The sequence below is a fragment of the Streptoalloteichus hindustanus genome (genome assembly GCF_900129375.1).
GTDB lineage: Bacteria > Actinomycetota > Actinomycetes > Mycobacteriales > Pseudonocardiaceae > Streptoalloteichus > Streptoalloteichus hindustanus.
On record NZ_FQVN01000004.1, the window covers coordinates 468,832 to 490,838 of the forward strand.

General features: G+C 72.1%; 19 protein-coding genes. 10 read left to right on the forward strand and 9 right to left on the reverse strand.

The features are described from left to right. The first annotated feature begins 4 nt into the window (after positions 1–4). Positions 5–1,219: an MFS transporter gene (locus BUE43_RS15015; protein ID WP_200797516.1), complete on the forward strand. Its 1,215-nt coding sequence runs from the start codon at positions 5–7 to the stop codon at positions 1,217–1,219. Positions 1,220–1,903: 684 nt separating this feature from the next. On the opposite strand, the gene BUE43_RS15020 is transcribed toward BUE43_RS15015, so the two are convergent. Then, a complete protein-coding gene (locus BUE43_RS15020) occupies positions 1,904–2,407 on the reverse strand; it encodes a hypothetical protein (RefSeq protein WP_073483476.1) in 504 nt (167 codons plus the stop codon). Positions 2,408–2,592: 185 nt separating this feature from the next. Between BUE43_RS15020 and BUE43_RS15025 the strand changes: the two genes are divergently transcribed. After that, entirely contained in the window at positions 2,593–3,141 is a 549-nt protein-coding gene (locus tag BUE43_RS15025) for a TetR/AcrR family transcriptional regulator (RefSeq protein WP_073483478.1), read from the forward strand. Positions 3,142–3,209: 68 nt separating this feature from the next. Continuing rightward, positions 3,210–4,076, forward strand: coding sequence for a MerR family transcriptional regulator (locus tag BUE43_RS15030; protein ID WP_073483480.1), 867 nt, complete (start codon positions 3,210–3,212; stop codon positions 4,074–4,076). Between the two features lie 85 nt (positions 4,077–4,161). Here the strand turns inward: BUE43_RS15030 and BUE43_RS15035 are convergent, their stop codons facing one another. Next, on the reverse strand, positions 4,162–5,118 hold the full coding sequence (locus BUE43_RS15035) for a redoxin family protein (protein WP_073483483.1): 957 nt from the start codon (positions 5,116–5,118) through the stop codon (positions 4,162–4,164). 155 nt (positions 5,119–5,273) lie between these two features. Beyond that, a complete protein-coding gene (locus BUE43_RS15040; protein ID WP_083959700.1) occupies positions 5,274–6,803 on the reverse strand; it encodes an MFS transporter in 1,530 nt (509 codons plus the stop codon). A gap of 103 nt (positions 6,804–6,906) precedes the next feature. On the opposite strand from BUE43_RS15040, the gene BUE43_RS15045 reads away from it, so the two are divergent. After that, positions 6,907–7,830: a LysR family transcriptional regulator gene (locus BUE43_RS15045; protein WP_200797517.1), complete on the forward strand. Its 924-nt coding sequence runs from the start codon at positions 6,907–6,909 to the stop codon at positions 7,828–7,830. 241 nt (positions 7,831–8,071) lie between these two features. Here BUE43_RS15045 and BUE43_RS15050 read toward each other — a convergent pair whose 3' ends face one another. Both BUE43_RS15050 and vioD read right to left on the reverse strand, forming a co-directional pair. Next, positions 8,072–8,299, reverse strand: a complete 228-nt coding sequence (locus tag BUE43_RS15050; protein ID WP_143174171.1) for a hypothetical protein — start codon at positions 8,297–8,299, stop codon at positions 8,072–8,074. Then, positions 8,299–9,426: a capreomycidine synthase gene (vioD, locus tag BUE43_RS15055; RefSeq protein WP_083959701.1), complete on the reverse strand. Its 1,128-nt coding sequence runs from the start codon at positions 9,424–9,426 to the stop codon at positions 8,299–8,301. Before vioD ends, BUE43_RS15050 begins: the two co-directional genes overlap by 1 nt. A gap of 460 nt (positions 9,427–9,886) precedes the next feature. Here vioD and gntD point away from each other — a divergent pair, with 460 nt between their 5' ends. Both gntD and BUE43_RS15065 read left to right on the forward strand, forming a co-directional pair. Beyond that, positions 9,887–10,906 (forward strand): guanitoxin biosynthesis L-enduracididine beta-hydroxylase GntD, encoded by a 1,020-nt coding sequence (gene gntD / locus BUE43_RS15060; protein ID WP_200797518.1) that lies wholly within the window; start codon positions 9,887–9,889, stop codon positions 10,904–10,906. 349 nt (positions 10,907–11,255) lie between these two features. Then, complete coding sequence (locus BUE43_RS15065; RefSeq protein WP_200797519.1) at positions 11,256–12,614, forward strand: MFS transporter; 1,359 nt, start codon at positions 11,256–11,258, stop codon at positions 12,612–12,614. Between the two features lie 728 nt (positions 12,615–13,342). Here BUE43_RS15065 and BUE43_RS15070 read toward each other — a convergent pair. Together BUE43_RS15070 and BUE43_RS15075 are read right to left on the reverse strand one after the other, a co-directional pair. After that, positions 13,343–14,539: a CU044_5270 family protein gene (locus BUE43_RS15070; RefSeq protein WP_143174172.1), complete on the reverse strand. Its 1,197-nt coding sequence runs from the start codon at positions 14,537–14,539 to the stop codon at positions 13,343–13,345. Further along, complete coding sequence (locus BUE43_RS15075; protein ID WP_073483892.1) at positions 14,532–15,158, reverse strand: RNA polymerase sigma factor; 627 nt, start codon at positions 15,156–15,158, stop codon at positions 14,532–14,534. Before BUE43_RS15075 ends, BUE43_RS15070 begins: the two co-directional genes overlap by 8 nt. A gap of 282 nt (positions 15,159–15,440) precedes the next feature. Between BUE43_RS15075 and BUE43_RS15080 the strand changes: the two genes are divergently transcribed. Further along, the gene (locus BUE43_RS15080; protein ID WP_234995731.1) at positions 15,441–15,899 is read left to right on the forward strand and encodes a YdcF family protein; all 459 of its coding nucleotides are present in this window, start codon (positions 15,441–15,443) and stop codon (positions 15,897–15,899) included. 49 nt (positions 15,900–15,948) lie between these two features. On the opposite strand, the gene BUE43_RS15085 is transcribed toward BUE43_RS15080, so the two are convergent. Further along, positions 15,949–17,748, reverse strand: coding sequence for a DHA2 family efflux MFS transporter permease subunit (locus tag BUE43_RS15085; RefSeq protein ID WP_143174173.1), 1,800 nt, complete (start codon positions 17,746–17,748; stop codon positions 15,949–15,951). Positions 17,749–18,051: 303 nt separating this feature from the next. On the opposite strand from BUE43_RS15085, the gene BUE43_RS15090 reads away from it, so the two are divergent. Further along, positions 18,052–18,738 (forward strand): HEAT repeat domain-containing protein, encoded by a 687-nt coding sequence (locus tag BUE43_RS15090; RefSeq protein ID WP_407697124.1) that lies wholly within the window; start codon positions 18,052–18,054, stop codon positions 18,736–18,738. Next, positions 18,732–19,745, forward strand: coding sequence for a HEAT repeat domain-containing protein (locus tag BUE43_RS15095; RefSeq protein WP_073483500.1), 1,014 nt, complete (start codon positions 18,732–18,734; stop codon positions 19,743–19,745). Before BUE43_RS15090 ends, BUE43_RS15095 begins: the two co-directional genes overlap by 7 nt. A gap of 10 nt (positions 19,746–19,755) precedes the next feature. Here the strand turns inward: BUE43_RS15095 and BUE43_RS15100 are convergent, their stop codons facing one another. Next, positions 19,756–20,382, reverse strand: coding sequence for a TetR/AcrR family transcriptional regulator (locus tag BUE43_RS15100; protein WP_073483502.1), 627 nt, complete (start codon positions 20,380–20,382; stop codon positions 19,756–19,758). A 134-nt stretch (positions 20,383–20,516) separates the two neighbouring features. Between BUE43_RS15100 and BUE43_RS15105 the strand changes: the two genes are divergently transcribed. Then, a complete protein-coding gene (locus BUE43_RS15105; protein WP_200797520.1) occupies positions 20,517–21,962 on the forward strand; it encodes an amidase in 1,446 nt (481 codons plus the stop codon). Positions 21,963–22,007: the final 45 nt, after the last annotated feature.

Genomic DNA, 22,007 nt, shown 5'->3' on the forward strand with positions numbered 1-22,007 from the left:
CGCCGTGAGCACACCCGTCCACCACGCCCCGCCTCCCGTCGCACCGCCAGCGGCCCGCCACGGACTGCGCGCGGCCTGGATGATGACCGCCTCGGGGTGGAGCGCGAACCAGTTCTCCGCCCTGCTCGACACCTACCGCTCCGGGCTGGGCCTGACCGAGTCCACGGTCACCGGCCTGGTGGCGGTGTACGTCCTCGGGCTGGTTCCGGGGCTGCTGGCCGGTGGCCCGCTGGCGGACCGCGTCGGTCGACGCCCCGTCGCGCTGGCCGCCCTGGCGATCAACCTGGCCTCGACCGCGGTGCTGATGCTCGGGTCCTCGGCGGCCTGGTTGCTGCTGCCGGGGCGGCTGCTCACCGGGATCGGCGCGGGCGCGTTGCTGGCCGCCGGCAGCGCCTGGGTCAAGGAGCTGTCCGCGCCGCCGTTCGCCGAGGAGGCCAGGCCGGGCACCGCGGCGCGCCGGGCCGGGCTGTTCGTCTCGGCGGGCTTCGCCTCCGGCGGTCTGGTGGCCTCCCTGATCGCCCAGTGGACCCCGTCCCCGCTGGTGACGGGCTACCTGCCGCACCTGCTGCTGGCGGGGGCGGCGTTGGTGCTGGCCCGCCCCGCGCCCGAGACCCGCTCCGCCCGGCCCACCGGCCCGGCGCGGCCGGCCCACGTCACCGACTGGCGTCGCTTCCGCCGCGCGGTGCTGCCGCTGGCGCCGTGGGTCTTCGCCGCGCCCAGCATCGGTTTCGTCACGCTGCCGGGCCTGGTGCGGGGGATCGGTGACCTGCGGACCGTCTACGCGGGGGTGGCCACCGCCGTCGTGCCCGCCGCCGGTCTACTCATCCAGCCGCTGGCCCGCCACCTGGCCACCCGGTACCGGCTGACCGCCGCGGCCAGCGGACCCGCGGTGGTGGCACTGGGGTTCCTGCTGGCCGCCCCCGCCGCAGCGGACGGCGGACCGGTGCTCTCGCTCGTCGCGGCCGCGGTGTTCGGCGCCGGGTACGGCCTGCTCCTGGCGTTCTGCCTGACCGAGGTCGCGGCGGTCGCCCCGCCGCACCACCTGGCCCGTGTCACGTCCCTGTTCTGGACCGCCGCCTACCTGGGCATGTTCGCCCCGTACGCCGTCACGTTGCTGTCCGGCGCGTTCGCGGTGTCCACCCTGATGATCGCCGGGGCCGCACTGGCGGTGCTGACCTGCGTCGCGGTGCCGGCACTCGCGCGAAGCGCCAGCCGGTAGGGGAACGCGGCTGGCTGTCCGGGCGGACCGAGGCGCCCGGACAGCCAGACACGTCGTTCTCCTGCCACCGGTACTCGTGGATCTCGCCGCCGGGGGTCAGCACGTGCGGAAGGGCGGCGGCCACGGGGAACTCGTCTGTCCACGACGCGGGCGCGGTACCGGCGCGTCCGGTCGACGTGCGCTGGTCGAGCATCGAACTGATGCACCAGACAGTGGCCGTGCGTGCCTGCGATGCGGCGATGGACCAGCCGAGCAACGGTGGGAGAGGAAGGCCGCTGTCCGGACCCCGGTTGGTGGCCCCGCGGTCTTCCAGGTCGTCGACGCTGCCGACCCGGACGTGCGCCCGGACCGGGTCGGGCAGCGGCTGTGGATCTGGGAGGGGGCCTGGCGACGGGCGTGGGGCACGCCCGCCCCGTTCACGGTCGTCCCCGGCGGCCGGCAGGCGGTCGCCCTGCCCGACCACACGTCGTTCGGGCTCGACGCTGGACCTCCCCGCCTCGGCCGCGCATCGCGCGTTGACAAGTCACCGACGGCGGCGGCGTGTCGCGGGTGCGGCTGTTCCGGTGGCGGCCAGCGCTGGCGTGGTCGGCAACGGCCATCCAACTCGCCGAGTGCCGCTGCACGGGTGATCGTCACCGCCAGCAGCCCCACCACAGGTTCCACCCGAGGCCGGAAGCCCCCTTCTCAGGCCTTCGCCACCCGGCCGAGGGCCTCGTCGAGGAGTTGGCACATGGCGGGCGTGTGCTGGTGCTCGACGGCGGCCCACCTCGCACGCGCCTCGTCGCTGCCGTGGTGGATGAAGCTGGCGTAGAGCACGGCGTTCTGCCGGCGTTCGATCACCAGCTCGGCGGCCAGCCCGTCGTCGGAGTGGACGGCCAGCACGACGTGGTCCGGGGTGCTGTGGCGCACGGTCCAGCCGAGCACGACCTGGTCGGACGGCTCCGGGGCCAGCCGCAGGCCGAGGCTGGTCCAGCCCCGGGTGAGCAGGGCGCGGTACTCGGCGGGCGCGTCGTCCAGGACGGCCCGCATCCACTGCTCGGCGGTCAGGTCGCCCGCCAGGTCGGTGTCGGCGAGGACCGCGTTCTCGTAGTCGATCCGCGGGAGCTGGCTGAGCTCCCGCAACGCCGGTGGCACCGCGATCTCACGCGCCCGGTCCGACGCCGGAGCGGGGGAGGCGGAATCAGCCATGAGCACTCCTCACGAGTGTCGGGTGTCGCCGGTGAGCTGCCGCGCCGGACGGGCGATGCGCGCGGTCCCGGGGCGTCTCGTCGGCGGACCCTCACCATCCATACAGGACTGTATGGATGGTGAGGGTAGCCGTGGCCGATCATGGGGTCAACCACGCAGCCGGACCCAAACGAGAGGAGACCGCGATGGCGCCCCCGACGCGCACCCCGCGCGAGAAGTGGATCGAGGAGGGGTTGCGCGCCCTCGCCGCGGGCGGCCCCGACGCCGTCCGGGTCGAGCCGCTGGCCAAGGCGCTCGGCGTGACCCGGGGCGGTTTCTACTGGCACTTCCAGGACCGACGCGCCCTGCTCGACGCGATGCTCGACGCCTGGGAACGCGCGAGCACCGACGAGGTGATCGAGCGCGTCGAGACCGAGGGCGGGGACGCCAGGACCAAGGTCCGCCGGGCGGGCGCGCTCACCCTCTCCGCGGAGCTGCTGCCGGTCGACCTCGCCGTCCGCGACTGGGCCCGCCGCGACGCGGCGGTCGCCGAACGCCTCCGCCGCGTCGACAACCGCCGCATGGACTACGCGCGCTCGCTGTTCCGCACCTTCTGCGCCGACGAGGACGAGGTGGAGATCCGCAGCATGCTCGCCTTCTCCCTCGCCGTCGGCAAGCACGTCCTGGCCGCCGACCACGGGACGCGGACCCGCGCGGAGGTCCACGACATGGCCGCGCGATGGCTCCTGACCTGACCCCCGGGCCGCGGGTTCCCGCCCGCCCGGGCAGCGGGCGGCTGGCCGGGGTGAGCGAGACTGGGGCCATGACCACGGATTCCCACGAGCACGGCCGTGCCGCCGGCGTCGTCGACGGCACGGCCGCCGATCCGGTCGGACCGGTCGGACCCGACGGCCTCACCGTCGGCCGCGCGGCCGCGCTCGTCGGGATCAGCGTGCGGACGCTGCACCACTGGGACGAGATCGGCCTGGTCCGCCCGAGCGGGCGCACCTGGGCCGGGTACCGGGTGTACTCGGCCCAGGACATCGCCCGGGTCCACCGGGTGCTCGTCTACCGGGAGCTGGGGTTCCCGCTGGCCAGGATCGGCCGGCTGCTCGACGACCCGGACGTCAACGCCCGGGAGCACCTGCGCCGGCAGCGGTCCCTCCTGGTCGACCGCATCACCCGGCTCCAGGGGATGGTCCAGGCGGTCGACCGCATGATGGAGGCGTCGAGCACCGGGATGCGGCTCACCCCGGAGGAGCAGGTCGAGATCTTCGGCAGCGACTGGCAGCCCGCCTGGGTCGGGGAGGCGGAGGAGCGCTGGGGCGACAGCGCGCAGTGGGCCCAGTACGCCGAGCGGGCCGCCGACCGGACGCCCGAGGACTGGAAGGAGGTCGCGGCGGAGGCGGAGGCGTTGCAGGCCGCCCTGGCCGCCACGAAGCGCGCCGGCGTCGCGCCCGGCTCCGACGAGGCGAACGCGCTCGCCGAGCGGCACCGCGCCTCGATCTCGCAGCACTTCGACTGCACGCACTCGATGCACGCGTGCATGGCGCGGATGTTCGTCGAGGATCCGGGTTTCGCGCAGTACTACGACAGCCTTGAGTCGGGGCTCACCGGGTGGCTGCGCGACGTGATCTTCGCGAACGCGCGGGCCCACGGCGTCGATCCGGAGACCGCGACCTGGGAGTGAACGCCGCGAGCGGGACGCCGCCTCCGCGCTGACCTCGCGCAGACCCCGCGCTGGTCCCGACAGTCCGGTCAGGACCTCAAGGACCTCACAGCGGGTTGTCGCGGAGCCAGGTGAGGACCTGCTCGGCGTGCTCGTTCGGCGGGAAGATCGGGTAGAAGACGTGCTCGACCACGCCGGCGCGGACGATCAGGGTCAGCCGCTTGTACAGCGTCAGCCCGCCGGCCTCGAACGTGGGCAGGCCGAGCGCCCCGGCCAGGCTCCGCTCGGGGTCGGAGAGCATCGGGAACGGCAGGTGGAGCCGCTCGACGACCTCGCGCTGGTAGTCGGTGTCCTGGCTGGACAGGCCGAACACGCTGACCGCGCCGGCCGCGAGCAGCTCCTGGTGGTGATCGCGGAAGCCGCACGCCTGGGCGGTGCAGCCGCGCGCCCCGGGGATCGCGTCCCAGCCATCGGGCAGGTCCGTGCCCGGCCGGCCGGTGAGCGGGTAGACGTAGATCACCGTCCGGCCGGCGCCGAGCGCGTCGAGGCGGACCGGCGCGCCGCTGGTGTCGTGGAGTTCCAGCGGCGGCAGGGTGGCGCCGGGCAGATGAGCGGCCTCGCCGTCGTCCTCGGGGACGGGCAGGTCGGCGGGCAGCGTCGTGTAGTCGGTCATCAGGTCCTCTTCCTCGTCGGCGGGTGAGACACCGCTGTTGCGGTGGGCGGCGTCGCGCAGGTGCGCGAGCAGCACCGCCCGGCGGGCGGCGAGCCCCTCGATCCGCTGCGTGAGCTCGTCGATCGCGTCCCGGTACCCGGCCAGCGAGGCCGGGCAGTCGTCGGCGTGGCGATGACCGGCCGCGAGGCAGTCCAGGAACGGCCTGGTGCGCTCGACGGGGATGCCGAGGGCGTTGAGCGCCCGGATCTCCCGCGCCAGCCGCACGTCGTGCTCGTCGTAGTCCCGGTAGCCGTTGCCCAGCCGCTCGGGCGTGAGCAACCCCAGCGACTCGTAGTAGCGCACCGCTTTGGTCGTCACGCCCGCCCGACGGGCCAGCTCGCCGATCCGCATGTCTCTCACCTCGAAGAACGCTAAACCTTGCCCCTAAGGGTAAGGTCAAGTCCGGCCTCGCCACTCTCCGCGGCCCCCGCGCAGACCTCGAACGACGTGTGGTCGCGACCCCCTCTCGTTCGGAGGGGGTCGCGACCTGTTGACGTGGGGGTGGCTCAGTTCCGGTCCACAGTGGACGCGGTGGGCGCGGTGGGCGCGGCGCGGAACAGGGGGAGCAGCGCCAGGGCGGCCAGTGCCAGCACGAGGTTGCCGACCAGCGTGATCGTGAAGGCCTGGCTGACCGCCGCCGGCTCCGCCGTGTGCTGGGCGCCGCCGACGGCGGCGGAGAAGACCAGCCCGAGGACGGTGACGCCCAGCGACATGCCCACCTGACCCGCCGTCTCCACCACGCCGGCGGCCGCTCCGGCGACGCGCGCCGGCACCCCGGACAGGGCGGTGCTGATCAGCGGGCTCACCCCGAGCCCCTCGCCGAGGCCGATGACGGCCAGGGCGGGCATCAGCAGCCAGCCGGTCAGGCCGTCGCCGGCGGCCCAGGCGGTGCCCAGCAGCGCGAGGGTGCCCAGGGCGTTGACCGCGTAGCCGAGGGTGAGGGTGTGCCGGCCGAGGCGGGCCTGGAGCCGCGGCGCCAGCAGCGAGGCGACCGAGAAGGTCACCGCGAGCGGGGCGAAGGTGAGGCCGGCCGCCAGCGGCGAGTAGCCCATGCCGTTCTGCAGCTGGAGGGTGAGGACGAAGAACAGCCCCGCGTTGCCGGCGAAGAAGGTCAGGGCGATCGCGTTGCCCCCGGCGAAGACCCGCGACCGGAACAGGGCCGGGTCGACCAGGGGGCTGCCGCCCCGCGCGGCCAGTCGACGCTCCCAGACCAGGAACGCGACCAGGGTCGGGACCGAGGCGGCCAACGAGATCCACGTCCACGTCGGCCACCCGGCCTGCTGGCCGACCACCAGCGGCACGCTCAGCAGCAGGAGCGCGCCGCTGAGCAGCCCGACACCGGTCACGTCCAGGCCGCGCCCCGCCGTGGTGGCGCGGGTCGGGGACAGCGTGCGGCGGGCGCCGAGCAAAGTCAGCAGGCCGACCGGAACGTTGACCAGGAACACCGTGCGCCAGCCCAGGCCGAACAGGTCGAGGTGGATCAACAGCCCGCCCAGCACCTGCCCGGCGACCGACGCCAACCCGATCGTCGCGCCGAACGCCGCGTACGCCCTGGCCCGGGCGGCCCCGGTGAACGCGGTCTGCAACACGGCCAACACCTGCGGGTAGAACAACGCGGCCCCCACGGCCTGGGCCACGCGGAAGACCACGAGCGACACGGGGTCCGGGGCGAGACCGGCGGCCAGCGAGGCGAGGGTGAAGACCGCGGTGCCCGCCAGGAACAGCCGGCGCGCGCCGAACAGGTCGCCGAGGCGGCCGCCGGTCACCAGCAGCAGCCCGTAGACCAGGACGTAACCGCTGATCGACAGCTCCACCTGGGCGAAGCTCGCGCGCAGGTCCTCGCGGATGGAGGGCACCGCCACGTTCACCACGAACGAGTCCATGATCGCCATGAACGTGCCGGCCAGCACCACGACGAGGGTCCACAGGCCCCGACCGGAGAACCGCTCCACACCGACCGGCGGCGCGGAGTCCGACGGCGGCGCTGGCACCGGCCGCGCCGGGCGTCGGGTCGGGGTCTCGACGGACACGCTCATGCTGCTCAACTCCCAGGTCATCGCGGGGGGAACAGCAGAAACGATCGATCAACGCGGGGGCCGGAACAACGCCGAAGCGGCAAAGGACCAATAATCCAAACTTATGGATTCACGGCTGCCGGAGCGGCACGAACTGGAGGCGTTCCTCGTGCTGGCCGAGGAACTGCACTTCGGGCGCACCGCCGAGCGGCTGCGCCTGTCCCAGGCCCGGGTCAGCCAGACGATCAGGAAGCTGGAGCGGGCCATCGGCGCGCCGCTGTTCGAGCGCACCAGCCGGCGCGTGGCGCTCACCCCGATCGGCGCGCGCCTGCGCGAGGACCTCGCGCCGCTCCACCGGGCGATGGGCGAGGCGATCGGTCGGGCCACGGCCGCCGCGCGCGGCGTGGACGGCGTGCTGCGACTGGGATTCCTGGGCGCCGGGGCGGGCGAGCTGACCCCGACGATCCTGGAGACGTTCCGCGCCCGGCACCCCGGCTGCGAGATCCAGATGCGCGAGACCCACTTCGCCGACCCGCTGGGACCGCTGCGCGCGGGCGAGGTCGACCTCCTGCTCACCCGGCTCCCGGTCGAGGAGCCGGACCTGACGGTGGGGCCGGTGGTGCTGTCCGAGCCCCGCGTGCTCGCCGTGCCCGCCCGGCACCCGCTCGCCCGCCGCCGGAGCGTCTCGCTGGAGGACCTGGCCCGCCACACCGTCTTCGGGGTCGTCGGCCCGGCTCCCGACTACTGGTGGGACTTCCACGTGCCGCCGACCACCCCCTCCGGCAAACCCGTGCCCAGGGGACAGGGCGTGGCGACCTTCCAGGAGCTGCTCGCGCTGGTCGCCGCCGGGCAGGGGATCTCCCCGGTGGCCGCCTCGGTCACCCGCTACTACCCGCGGCCCGACGTCGTGTTCGTGCCCTTCGACGACGCTCCGCCCACGGATGTGGCGGTGGTGTGGCGCACCGCGGGCGCCACCGCGCGCACGCGGGCCTTCGTCGACGCCGTCGAGCACGCCGTCCGCGGACACGGCGGCCCAGCCCGCCACTGACGCTGCTCTGCGGACGGCGACCGGCGGTTCGCCGGTCGATGCCGAAGCGGCCCGGCGACGCGGGCTCGGGTCCGCGTCGACGGCGTCGTCGTTGTCCCCCGGCGCGGGCTCGCGCCAGGGCCAGGGTTTCGGGCACACGCCGTGCCGCACCGGGGAACCGACCCTGCTGACGGAGCTCCTCAGCAGGACAGGGCCCGCTGGGGAGGACACGGAAGGAGCGTGTCGGATGCGGCGTTTTTCGTTAGGTGAGCACCTGGCCATCGGCCGACACGGCGGGACGGTCTTGATGGTCCTGGGCGGTCTGCGCCAGCCACTGCAGCAGTCTCTGTGGATGGTCGCAGGACGACTCAGGGGCCTGGTTGAACTTGAGCCACGCAGCGCGCACGGCCTCGTCGACGTCGGCGTCTCCGGACCGCGCGAAGGGGCCCGGCCGCGAGGGTGTGGCCTTGCGGCCGTCGTCCGTCAGCATCAGCGCCGTCTCCATTGTTTTGCCACGCTTGCAAGTACGTCCAACCCGGTGGTGACGTCGGGCGGTGGGGCACCGAAGCCCAGCCGGATGCGCTCCGGTTGGTCGAAGCAGTCGCCGGGGACGGTGAGGATGCCGTGCTCGTCGGCGAGGAACTCGCACAAGGGCCTGGTGTCCTCGACCCCGAGGATCTGCGGGAAGACGGTCACACCGCCGCCGGGGGCGACGCCGGCCACGACGTCTTGGTTGGTCTCCAACCAGTCCACGACGGTGGCACGGTTCGCTCGGGCCTCCGCAAGCCGAGGCGCGAGCACGGCATCCGCGTTCTCGATCACCCAGGCGGCGATCTCCTCCAGCAGGGGTGAGGTGTTCAGGGTGACGTAGTCGCGCATCCGGATGAGCTCCGGGACGAGCGCGGACGGCGCGAAACTCCACCCCACTCTCAGCCCGGGCAGGCCGTACGCCTTGGAGAACGTCCCGAACGAGACGCACCGCTCGATGGTGCGAGATGGATCCGGCAAGGGCTCGCCGTCGTGGACCAGCTCGGCGAAGGCGGCGTCCCACAGCAGGTAGGCGTCGCTGCGGTCGACGATCGAGAGGAGTTCGTCGTACTCGGCGGGAGTCAGGGTGATCCCGGTGGGGTTGTGCGGGAAGTTGACGATGACCGCGCGGGTGCGGGGACCGACCAGCGAGCGGAGCGCGTCGAGGTCAGGCCGGCCGCCCGTCAGGTCGAGCTGCCACCTGACCAGCGTCGCGCCGGCTGACGCGGCCAGGGCGGTGAGCGCGTGGTAGCTCGCAGTCGTGACCACGACCTCGTCGCCGGCGCCGACCAGGGCGGCCACCGCGAGCAGGATGGCTTCCGTGGAGCCGTTGCACACCAGCGGTTCGTGTCCCGGACCGGGCTTGAACCGCTCGCTCAGCGCCGCGCGCAGCCTGTCCTGTCCCGACGAGGGGGAGTCGCGGAAGGTGAGCTCGTCGAGTTCCTCGGCGGTCATCCCGGTCAGGTCACGAACTTCGCCCAGCGTGTAGGGGTGGACGCCGCTGCTGCTGATGTCCACGTGTGCGTCGAAGTAGCGCACACGGAACCAGTCCTCGAGCGCGGCCGCGGCAACCTGACCCAGCATTGTCATCGGTCCATTTCTGTGCGGTCGCACAGAAATGCGAATTGCCGGGCCACAGCGCCTCCTGGTCTAGTGCTCGTCCGGCCCCTTCACGCGCTGGAGCCGGATACCCTGGATCGAGTCGGTGCTCTCAGGGTCCGACGAGTTCTCTCACCATCAGGATCGTGTGCCACGACGTGGCCGAACACTGACAGATGCAAGGGTCGGCGGTGCCGGCTCGGCGTCTTCCAGCGGGCCCTTGCGCCCTGACAAGTGCCAGCCACGAGGTCTGTTCGACCCGGCTTATCGTTGCCGGGTGACGACGCCCGGAAGACGATGTTGATCGTCACCCGCCTCCGTGCGCAGACGACGTCTGACGCATCACCCAACCGCTTTGCACCTAGGGCCGAACTCACCGAGGCCTAAGTCATCCGGGTCTCAATGCCTGCAGACCATCACGGGAACCAATGCGAGGAGAAGTATGTACCGGATGACGTTGAACGGTCGGGAAATCGATGACATCCATCGACTGGTCGGTGAGATCACCGAGAAGTACACGACCGTCGAGAACGCCGAGTTTCTGCGCAATGCACCCGTCCTCGCGCACGAGCTTCCCCGGCGCGTTCGAAGCTTCCTCAACGACTTCCGCCTCACCGAGCCGAGCGGCGTCGCCGTGATCTCCGGCCTCCCCATCGACCAGGAGCGCATCGGCAGCACGCCCGCCCACTGGCGGGACCGCGAAGCGGTCTCATCCGCGCTGCTCGAGGAGGTCTTCTTCTTCCTGTGCGGCACGCTCCTCGGGGACGTGTTCGGCTGGTCGACGCAGCAGGACGGCCACCTCATGCACGACGTGCTCCCGATCAAGGGCGATGAGGACGACCAGCTCGGCTCGGGCAGCAAACAGCTGCTCTGGTGGCACACCGAGGACGCCTTCCACCCGTTCCGAGGCGACTACGTCGGGCTTCTGTGTCTGCGCAACCCCGATGGCGTCGAGACGACGGTCGCCATGGCGGACAAGATCCCGTGGAACGAGGTCGACGTCGACCACCTCTTCCAGCCGCTGTTCCACATCCGACCTGACGAGTCCCACCTGCCCAAGAACCAGGCCGTCCGCGACGTGCCTCCGGAGACCCAGGAACTCCTCGACGCCGCCTACGCCCGGATCATCGAGATGAACACCCAGGCCGAGAAGCGCCCGATCCTCTCGGGATCAGCCCGATCCCCCTACATGTGCCTCGACCCCTACTTCATGGACGTCGACAAGCTCGAGGAGCCGGCCAGGGGAGCGCTTCGGGGCCTCATCGACGTCATCGACCGGGTGCTCGAGCCGGTCGTGCTCGAGCCGGGTGACTGCTGCTTCGTGGACAACTACAAGGCGGTGCACGGCCGCAACCCGTTCACAGCCCGCTACGACGGCAACGACCGCTGGCTCAAGCGAATCTGCGTCACTCGCAACCTCCGCAACTCGCGTGAGGCTCGGCTGTCGAGCTCCGACCGCGTCATCTTCTGAGCCCGACCCCGAAGCGACACCCCTACCGGAACGATCCGGCTGTACGCGTCGTGGACCCGACAACGAGCAACAGCGATTTCACCGGTGCCGGATCGGGGGAGACGTTCTCGGAGGCAGGCCCGCCGTGGCCGTCGTCGCCGATCCGCTGGGTCGGCGCGCCGGCCGCCAGTCCCCTCGGGGAGTTGACCGGCCTCGAACTCGACCGCGTGCACGAGGTCCTGGTCTCGGCGCCTGACCGAAAGTCCCACTCGGCAAACTGGTGGTTCGGGACCGGGCAGCGTATCGGACGCACTCGGCCCTGGTAGCCGTTAGGCTTTAAATGCACGCGCCAAGCCCCACAATGGTCGGCATGCCTCAATCAGCAGATCCCGGTCCTCCCGACCAGGGCGCCAGCACGGCCGCGGTCGACTTGTCCGCTCCGGCCGGCGCTGCCGAACCCTCCGCGGTACCCAGTGAGTCGCTGTGGCGTGACCGCAACTTCCTCACCATGTGGACCGGCCAGGCGTTCGCGCAGTTCGGTGTGCAGATCTCGGAACTCGCGGTTCCCGTCCTCGCGGTGCTCCTGCTCGGCGCCGGTGAGTTCGAGGTGGGCGTGCTGAACGCGGCGAACGTGGCGGCCTTCCTGCTGATCGGGTTGCCGGCCGGGGCATGGATCGATCGCCTGCGCAAACGCCACGTGATGATCGCGGCCGACCTCGTGCGCGCCGCCGCGCTCGCGTGCGTCCCGCTCCTCTGGATGCTGGATGCCCTGCAGATCTGGCACCTGATCGTTGTCGCCGCGGTCATAGGTATTGCTTCGGTGTGCTTCGACGTGTCGTACCAGAGCATCGTCCCCTCGCTCGTACGACCCGGCCAGATCGCTCAGGCCAACGGGAAGCTGCAGTCGACCTACGAGGTGGCGAACATCGCGGGTCCTGGGGTCGCTGGCTGGCTCATCGGCTTGATCACAGCGCCACTCGCCGTGCTCGCTACTGTCGGCACCTATCTGCTGTCAGCCGTTGCTCTGATCTTCACGCGCGATCACGAAGAGAAGCGACCGCACGAGGACCACGGGCCGATCCTGCGCGAGATCGCGGAGGGGCTGCGGTTCGTCTTCACCGAAAAGCTGTTGCGCCGCATCGCCGGCACTACAGCCATCTCCAACTTCGCGAGCACGATCTCGATGACGCTGCTGCCACTGTTCCTCCTTCGGGAACTGGGCTTCACACCGCAGGCCATGGGGCTGGTGCTCTCGCTGGGCGCGGTCGGCGGACTGCTCGGTGCCGTGGCGACGCCACACATCGTCAGCCGGATCGGCGAGGCGAGGACGATCCCGGTGAGTGCGATCTGCTTCAGCTTCGTCGCTCTGCTGATGCCGTTCGCCGCAGTCGTGCCGTGGATGGCGTTCCCGCTGCTGGCGGCTCAGTTCTTCGTCGGTGCGTTCACCGGGATTCTTTACAACATCACGCAGGTGACGTTTCGCCAGCGGATCACACCTGCGCGCCTGCTCGGCCGGATGAACGCGTCGGTGCGCTGGGCGGTGTGGGGCGTGATGCCGATCGCCGCGCTCGTCGCCGGAACGCTCGGCACCTCGATCGGTGTCGTTCCCACGCTGTGGATCGGTGCCCTCTTCGAGCTGTGCGCGGCCGCCTTCGTGGTGACCGGGCCCTTCTGGTCGCTGCGGAATCTCCCCGACTTGCACTCCGGTGACTCGGAATCGACCGTCTGAGCGAGGCGGACGAACGGGCTGTGGAGGCTCTTCACAATCGGGGGTGTAGTTGGAGTTTGAAGCCGCCGGTTTCGAGTGGGGACCGGGCGCGGTGCTCCAGGTGGTCACCGACGACATGCCGTTCCAGGCCAACTCTGCCGTTGTCCTCGCCTGCGCCAGCCGCGGCGTGCCCCAGGCGAGGTGCGTTGAGCACGAGGCGCGCGTGGAGTCGTCGATCCTCCTCGAAATCGGCCTCGCCGAGGCGCGCTGCCCCCGCCCGATCGGACTGATCCGAGGTGAAGGGGACCGCGATGGCCGTTCGACGAGCACTTCACTTTCCTCGGCTACCGCGAGGTCGCACTGCCGACAGGGCGGCGGGTCCGCGGAGTGGTGCTGGTGGGCGCGCCGGGCGAACGCTCCGCTCCACACCGGGCGAATCGATGAGGAGCGCGGCTTCTCGGCGGGGCGCCGAGCGGCTCTGCCTCTGCCGAGGTGTGGGCGGCTGCTCCTGGCCGGCAGCGGTGGCGATGACCACCGAAGCCGGGGAGATCGACCCGTCACCGGCTCACCTGGTCCAGGGCGGGCGGGCTGTCGGGTCGCCGTAGATCACTCGAAGTTCCCGGGGAAGGCCACTGATCACGACCGTGATCGCGGCAGGTGGCCAGTGGCCGGACCGGCCGGGTAAGGGCCGGGACCAGCCAAGGAGGGGAGGAGCGGCCCCCCGAGAGCCGCTCCTCCCCGGACAGCCGCTACTTCGCGCCGAGGCTGTCAACCACCTTGATCTCCTGCGAGGTGTAGGCCACGACCGTTCCGGGCTTGACCCACGGCTCGTCGGGCCGGGTCACCACCTCACGGTCGCCGATGTACTGCCCGGTCTCCCGGTCAAAGATCAACTCGTAACGGCCCTTCCCGTCCTCCACACCGATGGCGACCCCGACGACGCCGTCGAGGTTCGCCGCCCGGTCGGTGATCTGGATGCCCGGGAGCTTGGCCAGCGCGCGGTAGATCACCGCGCGGACCTCGGCCGGCGCCTGGCCGGTGCCCAGCACCTCCTGCGCCAGGCCCATGATCGTGCGCGGGGAGTCACCCTTCACGTCGACCCGCACGTCGGCCTGCTGCCGCCACCACGCCAGCAACTGGTCCGGGTCCCGCGGCAGTTTGGCGTAGTACTCGGGGAAGTCCGGATCGTCCGGGTTCCCGCAGACCTTCTTGGGCTTGGCCTCGGGGAAGAAGTCCGCGCACCGACCGCGGCGCTCGCCGTTCTGGATGTCGGCGTCCCTCTCCGGCCGGTCCATCACCGACTCCGGCTCGGTGCCGCCGACCCACTTCTTGCGGCCCGTGAGCGCGCGGCGCTCCACCCACTCGTCGCGGTAGTCCGCCGGCGCCCACCGCTCGATCAACTGCTCCCGCAGGTAGGTGTACCCCTTGCCCTGTCCGGGCCCGTGGGTGGAGGCCCACCACGCGTGCTTGCTGATGTAGCGGAACTGGCCGGCGCGCAGCGGCTGGTCCTCGGTCCGGATCAGCAGGTCCGCCGCCGAGCTCAGCGCCCGCTGGGCCGACGCCAGCTCCACCCCGCCCGGCTTCGCCGACCCGTCCGCCGTCGAGTCGGCCTGGGACGCGGAACCGGGCGAGGAGTCGTTCGGGAGGACGGCGATCCCGATGGTCAGCACCGCCGCAGCCGCGGCCGCGACCGACACCCACGGCAGGCGAAACCGCCGCTTGCCGGAACGCGGGAGCCTCGCCGGCTCCGCGATCGCGGCCTGGTCGGCCTCCGCACGCCCGATCTCGGCGAGGACCCGGCGACGGAGATCCGCCGACGGGTCCGCACCTCGCGCCTCGGCGTGCAGCAGGCCGATCGCCTCGTCCAGCTCCGCCTCGCTCCACAACGTCCGGGCCTCGGCCCCGTCCACGGCCGGCCGCACCGCGTCGTTGTCGTTCTCACGCATCGTGCCCCTCACCTCCACTTGTCGTCCCCGCGGGCCCGCCCGCACGCAGCTTCCGGCGAAGCCGGTGCAGCCGGGAGCGCACCGTGCTGGGCGGAACATCCAGGGCCGCCGCCACCTCTGTCGGCTCCAACCCGGCCCACGACGTCAGGAACAGCACGTCCCGTTCCTCGTCGGTCAGCTCGGCCACCGCGCCGGCCAGCTGTCGCATCCGGTGCTCGGCGTCGACCCGCGCCACCACCCGCGTCTCGTGCGGCTCCTCGGGCAGGCCGAGCGTCGCGGCCCGCGCCGTGGCCTGGAACCCGCGGATCTCCTGTCGCCGGTGGTTGCGCAGCACGTTGGTGGCGATGCCGTACAGCCACCCGCGGATCGGCTCCCGCTCCGGGTCGTAGCTGTCGCGGCGGCGGAAGGCGATCAGGAAGGTCTCCGACACCAGGTCGTCGGCCAGGTGCTCCCCGACCCGCCCTGCCAGGTACCCGCGCAGTCCCCCGGCGTGCGCGTCGAACAACTCGGCGAAGACGACCTTCGGGTCCCGCCCGGATAGCCGTGGCCGCCCGTCGTCGGGTGGCCTGCCGTCGGCGACCTCGGCGACGGCGCCGGCCAACCCCTTGGTTGATGACATCACACCCACTCTTGTCCGCAGGGGCCGAACGCGTCCCCGACACCGCATCCCCGACACCGCGTGTCCGTCAGCGGAGCGCCGCCGCGGAACCCGCACTGTCCGGTTTGGACAGTGCGCTGACCTTCGAGATCCGGACGGTCGTTAGCGTGGCTCCTCGTGAGGACGATCGTGACAAGCGCCGGCTCTCTGGTTCTGGCGTTACTGGGGTGGGGCGAAGTGGAGCACTGGCGCGCCTCCCGCCGTCGACTCGGTACCACCGCGAGCGGGCACGGGACGAGCGAAGTGGTTGTCGTGCTCGGGTACCGCAACCGGGGAAACCGGATCAACGCGGTGAACCGGTGGCGCGTCCGCGCCGGGTTGCGCTCACTCGACGGCGCGCAGGCCCGTCTCGTCCTGAGCGGGGGACCGGTGGGCGGCGCGCGGCCGGAAGCCGAGCTGATGGCGGACTACGCGCGGCGGCGACGCGGATACCGCGGCCGGCTGTGCGTCGAAACCGAGAGCACCACCACCTGGGAGAACATCAGGAACGTCATTCCGCTGATCGAGGACGCGGACCGCATCAAGATCGTTTCGCATTCGCTGCACGCCGAGAAGGCACGCGCCTACCTGTGGCGACAGCGCCCCGATCTCGCCGCCCGCCTCGTCCGGGCGCGGGACTACCGCCCCGGGGAGTGGCTCCTGGCCAAACCGGCCCTCGCGCTGCTCGGCCGGCGCAACCTCCGCCGCATCACGTCGACCTGAGTGGTCGCGGCCGGCTGACCGGCCGGCCGCGACCACCGTCCTTTCCGCGTCAGGCCCGCGTTTCGGCTTGTTCCTTCGGAACCGGCGCGGTCCTCGCCCGCTGTCCCTGGCTGAACAGGAGACAGAACAGGGCGGCGGCCACCAGCACCACCGCGCACGCCACGAGGGTGGTCTGCATGGCGTTGACGAAGCCGGCGGCGAACGTGTCGGTGGCGACGCGTTCGTACAGGCTGGTCGTGGCGGGGTTCAGGTCACCGGGCGGCGTGGGCGGACTGTAGTGCCGCGCGGCGGCGGTGCTGTTGTCGACGAACTGCGCGCGCAGGTTCTCCGGTAGCTGCCCGGCGCGTTTCTCCGCCTCGCTGTGCAGGGCCGAGGAGAGGCGGGCCGACAGCAGGGCGCCCACCACCGCGGTGCCGAGGACGCCGCCGACCTGCCGAACGGTGCTGGAGACGCCGGAGGCCGCCCCGGCCAGTCGTGGGTCGACACCGTCCATGGTGGCCTGCTGCAGCGGTGCGAACGTGGCGCCGCTGGCGATCCCGATGACGGTCAGGCCGGGCAGCAGGCTCCACGCGCTGCTGGTGGGGCCGGTCGTGGCCACGAGCACCAGCAGGCCGACAGCCAGCAACGTCAGCCCGACCATGAGGACGCGCTTGCCGCCGAACCTGTCCGACAGCCGCCCGGCGTAGGCCGAGCCGACCGCGGTGAGCACGGCGTTGGGCAGCACCACCATGGCGGTCTCCAGCGCCGAGTACCCGCGCGCCATCTGCAGGTACAGCACCAGCACGAACATGATGCCGATCATGCCGAGCTGGAAGACGAACCCGACCCAGTTGCCGACCGCGAAGTCGCGGGCGCGGAACAGGGAGAGCGGCATCAGGGGCTCGCCCCGTTGCCGGTGCTGCCACAGGACGAACACCACCAGCAGCGCGAGGCCCGCCACGATGACCGAGGGGATGCTGACCGGCCCGGCGATCGCGCCCCAGCCGTAGCGTTCGCCCTCGATCAGTCCGAACACGACGCCGCTCAACCCGGCGGTGGCCAGCGCGACGCCGACCAGGTCGAGCCGGTGGGCGCGGCCCGAGCGGAGGGGCGGCACGAAGGCCAGCGCGAGCCCGACGGTGACGATCCCGACCGGGACGTTGACGAAGAAGATCCAGCGCCAGCCGAGGTGGGCGAGCAGGACGCCGCCGACGACCGGGCCGAGGATCGGGGCGAAGCCGACGATCGCGCCGAACAGGCCGAACGCGCGGCCGCGCAACCGCGGCGGGAAGATCGTCAGGATCGTCGAGATGACCTGCGGGAACAGCAACGCCCCGCCCAGCCCCTGTAGCAGACGGGCGACCAGCAACTGGCCCGGCGAGTCGGCCAGCCCGCACAGCGCCGAGGCGACGGTGAAGGCGCCGACGCCGACCACGTAGAGCCGGCGGTGGCCGAAGACGTCCCCCAGCCGCCCGGTGGTGACCAGCAGCACCGAGAAGACGAGCAGGTAGCCGTCGACGATCCACAGCACCTGGTCGTAGGAGGCGTGGACGCTGTGGATCAGCGTCGGGATGGCGACGTTGACGACGGACCCGTCGAGCAACGCCATGAAGAAACCCATGCACATGATCGCGAGGACCAGCCACGGACGCCGCGTGACCGGTCGCTCGGCGGTGTTGACTTCCGGCACTCCGGAGACCTCCCAGGGAAACCGGTTCCGCGGGGAGGCGACCTTGACCAGGCCAGCACCGACCAGGTCAACACCGACCGGGCCGTCGCCGCCAGAACGGCGCTCACGCCGGAACACGGCCCCCGGCAGGTGCCCGGGAACGCGGAAGGAAGCGGAGGGCTGGACGCGCGTCGCCACCACCACAGAACACCCTTTTCCAGGATGTGGTGAGCGACTTCCACCTTCCCCACGTCATCGGGACCCGGGTGAAGCTGGTTGGCGAGGCGGAAAGCCCAACGGTGAGAAGTCGGGGCGCAGCCTAACACAGCGTGTTCGGCCCGTGGCGGGCCGCCAGGAGGGGGCCTGCGGTGCTCGCCGAAGAACCGGACGGACGGGACGTGTCCCACCGGGGCGTTCCGGGCCGAGCTTCCGCTCGCCCGGCGTCAACCCGCGTTAACCCGCTTGACGTTGACACTGTGACAAGGTCTTCACTGGGTGCCGGAGGTGGTTCCCATCAACTCGACCCCGAGCGATTCCCCCAACCCGCGCCTGCTCGACGCGCTGGGCGCCGACAACTCGTCGACGCGGCTCCAGGCGGCCCTGGCGGCGGGCACGAGCCCCGACCCCGCCCTGCTTGAGGCGCTCGTGGAGCGGTGCGCGGTCGAGCCGGACTTCTTCGTGCGCGACATGCTCACCTGGGCGTTGACCCGCCTGCCGGCGGAGATCACGGTGCCCCGGCTCCGCGCGGAGCTCGGTTCCGAGCGCGCCCAGGCCCGAAGCCAGGCGTTGCACACGCTGTCCAAGATCGGCGACGGAAGTGTGTGGCCCGCGATCACCCGGTCGTTGCTGCACGACGCCGACGACGAGGTCGCGCGAAGCGCGTGGCGTGCCGCGGTCATCCTCGTGCCGGCCGGGGAGAAGAAGGGGCTGGCCGCGGACCTGGCCGCGCAACTCGGTCGCGGCGACCGGCACGTGCGACTGAGCCTCAGCCGGGCGCTCGTCGCGCTCGGCGACCTGATCGAGCCGGCCCTGCGGACGGCGATGGCCAACGCCGACCCGACGGTGCGCACGCACGCCCACGCCACGGAGCTGCTCCTCCGCAACCCCGAGGCCAACGTCGACTCGGTCATCGAGGAGGCGAAGCGCATCGTCGCGCTCGGCCCGGAGCGGGTCGAGGGAACAGCGTGCTGATCGGCGAGGTGGCGCGCCGCTCGGGGGTGAGCACCCGGATGCTCCGGCACTACGACTCCCTCGGGCTGGTGCGGCCGACCGGCCGCACCGTGGGCGGCTACCGCGAGTACTCCGCCGAGGACATCCGCCGGATCTTCCACGTGGAGATCCTGCGGTCCCTGGGCCTGTCGCTGCGCCAGGTCGGACGCGCGCTGGCGGACCCCGCCTTCGCGCCGTCCGCCCTGGTCGGCGACCTCATCCGACGGACCGAGGACCGGCTGAGGCGGGAGCGGGAGCTTCTGGAGCGGCTCCGCGCGGTCGACGCCTCGGCGCCCTCCGGCTGGCAGGACGTCCTGCGCATCGTCGAACTCCTGCACGGGCTCAACTCGCCCAGCGCCGCGCACCGCCAGCAGGCCGTCCTGGCCCCGGCCGACGACGCGCCGGTCCCCACCGAGGTGCTGGCCAGGGCGGTCCTCGCCGAGTCCGATCCCCACGTCGCCGGCGCCCTGCGGTGGGCCCTCGCGCGGGCGGGCGGCGACGGTGTGGCGAGCGTGGCGCCCGGCGTGCACTCGGCGGACCCCGCCATCCGGCGGCGGGCCGTCCTGGCGATCGCCGAGATGCCCGGCGACGAGGCGAACGCGGTGCTCGCGGACGCCCTCGGGGACTCGGACCCGACGGTGCGCGGGCACGCCGCTCTGACCCTGGGCCGGCGCGGCGCGACCGCCGCCGTGCCGGCCCTCGTCGGCATGGTGGTCGAGGGCACGAACGACGTCGAGGCGGCCGAGGTCCTGGGAACACTGGCGCTGGACCCCGCGTGCGCGGACCGGATCATGAGTGCGCTGGTCGACGAGCTCGCCGCGCACACCGCGGACTCCGCGGTGCGGATACGCCTGACCCAGGCCCTCGCCGAGATGCCGGCGCCCCTCGCACGGGGCGTCCTGCGGCGGTTGGCCCACGACGACGACCGGGCTGTCGCCCTCATCGCCTCGGCCCTCGCAGGCGAGCTCGACGAGCCGTCCGAGGACTGAACCCGACGGGTCAGTCGGTGGTCGACCGGGACGCGCCGGAGGGGGAGCGGTGCCGATCCAGGATTCCCTCGACGACCCTCATCAGTCGATCTCCCACCTGGTCGATGCTTCCGTTCTGCGTGCTGACCTGCGCGCCCTCGAGCGCGAAGGTGATCTCGGCGGCGGCCTGCTCGGGGTCGGGCAGCCCGGCCTGCGCGCACATACCGACCAGCCGGCGGGTCTGGCGGGCCTTGTGCTGCTCGATCACCTGGCGGGCGGGGTGGGACCGGTCGGGCAGCTCGGCGAGGGAGTTGATGAACGGGCAGCCCCGGTGCGAGAGCCTGGGTAGGCCCTCGGCGATGAAGCGGGCCAGGCCCAGGATCTGCTCCGCGGGCCGGCCGGGGTGTTCGGCCTCGACCCGGTCGAAGGCCGCCTGGTAGTCGGCGGCGACGATCCGCAGCCACTCCGCCACCAGCGCGTCCTTGGTCTCGAAGTGCCGGTAGATCGCCATCTTGGTGGTCCCGGCCCGCTCGGCGATCGCCTGGAGGCCGACCCGCCGGATCCCCTCGTGGTGGAAGAGCTCCTCCGCCGCGTCGAGGATGCGCTCACGGGGCGGCAGTGTCGCCACCCTGCTCGGCCTGCTGGCGGTCGATGCCATGACTGCTCCGTGACGTCCGGTCGGTTGTGGGGCCCCTTGCCCGCTGCTATGGTACCAGCCCGTCCCATGTGATACCGCTCGGTATCGTCCGATACTCGGTGGTATCGCTTCGTCCTCCGGGAGTGGCAGTGAGAGTGAGCGAGTACGTGGGGTTCGACGCGGTCGGACTCGCGGAGCTGGTGGCCCACGGCGAGGTGACCCCCGCCGAACTGGAGACGGCCGCACGCGAGGCGGCGCGGGCGGTCAACCCGCGGATCAACGCCATCGTCGAGACGTGGCCGGCCGACGACGAGCCCACCCCGGGCAGCGCACCGCTGGCCGGGGTCCCGTTCCTGATCAAGGACATCGCGGTCGCGATGGCGGGGAAGCGGATGGAGCTGGGCAGCCGGCTCGCGGCCGGCCACGTCGCCGGCGCCGACTCCTCCCTGATGCGCCGCTTCCGCCGAGCCGGCCTCGTGACCTTCGGCCGCACCACGACACCGGAGATGGCCTACAGCAACACGACGGAACCCGTGCTGTACGGCGCCACCCGCAACCCGTGGGACCTGGAGCGGAGCGCGGGCGGATCCAGTGGCGGCGCCGGCGCGGCCGTCGCGGCCGGGGTGGTCCCGATCGCCCACGCCACCGACGCCGCCGGCTCCATCCGCGTCCCCGCCGCCTACAACGGCCTCTTTGGTCTGAAACCCACCCGCGGCCGGGTCTCCGTGGGCCCCCACTTCGACGAGATCTTCAACGGCCTGGCCGTGCACGGCAGCGTCAGCCGCACCGTGCGCGACAGCGCGGCACTGCTCGACGCGATCCGCGGCCCGGAACCGGGTGACCCCTACGTCGCCCCGGAGCCGCCCCGCCCGTACCTGGAGGAAGTCGCCCGCCACCCGGGCTCGCTGCGGATCGGTGTCCTCGCCCAGTCGTGGGGCGGACACCGCCCCACCCCACCCGTGGCCGAGGCCCTCTCCCGCACCGTGCGCCTGCTCGAATCCCTCGGCCACCGGGTGGCGGAGGTCGAGGTCGACCTCGGCGTCGACTGGGAGGAGTTCGTCCTGGCCAACGCCCGCCAGTGGACGGCCAACCTCACGGCCTCGGTCGACGAGCTGGCCGCCGCCCTCGGCCGGCCCGTCGACTCCTCCACCCTCGAACCGCCCACCCTCGCCAGCTACCACTACGGGCAGCGGGTCAGCGGCGCCGAGTTCGTCACCGCGCTCGCGATCCGGAACCGGGTCGCGCGCAGCCTGGCCCGCTACTTCGACGCGCACGACATGCTGCTCACCCCGACCGTGCCGGACCTTCCCGTGCCCCTGGGCACCCACGCCGAGGGCGCGGAGACGCTGGACGGCCTGGGCTGGCTCCGCCGCCTCTTCGACCACTCGCCGTTCACCGCGGTGTTCAACGTGGCGGGCACCCCCGCCATGTCCGTGCCCGTGACGGCCGACCCCGAGACCGGACTCCCGATCGGCATGCACTTCGCCGCCGGCTACGGCCTCGAAGACCGCCTCTTCCGCCTCGCCGGACAACTCGAACAGGCAAGCCCATGGTCGACCCGAACCCCCACCGTCTGGGCAGGAAACCCCACCGGCCGCTGAGAGAACCGGGACCGCACAGGGGAGGACCACGCGCTGAGCGAGCCG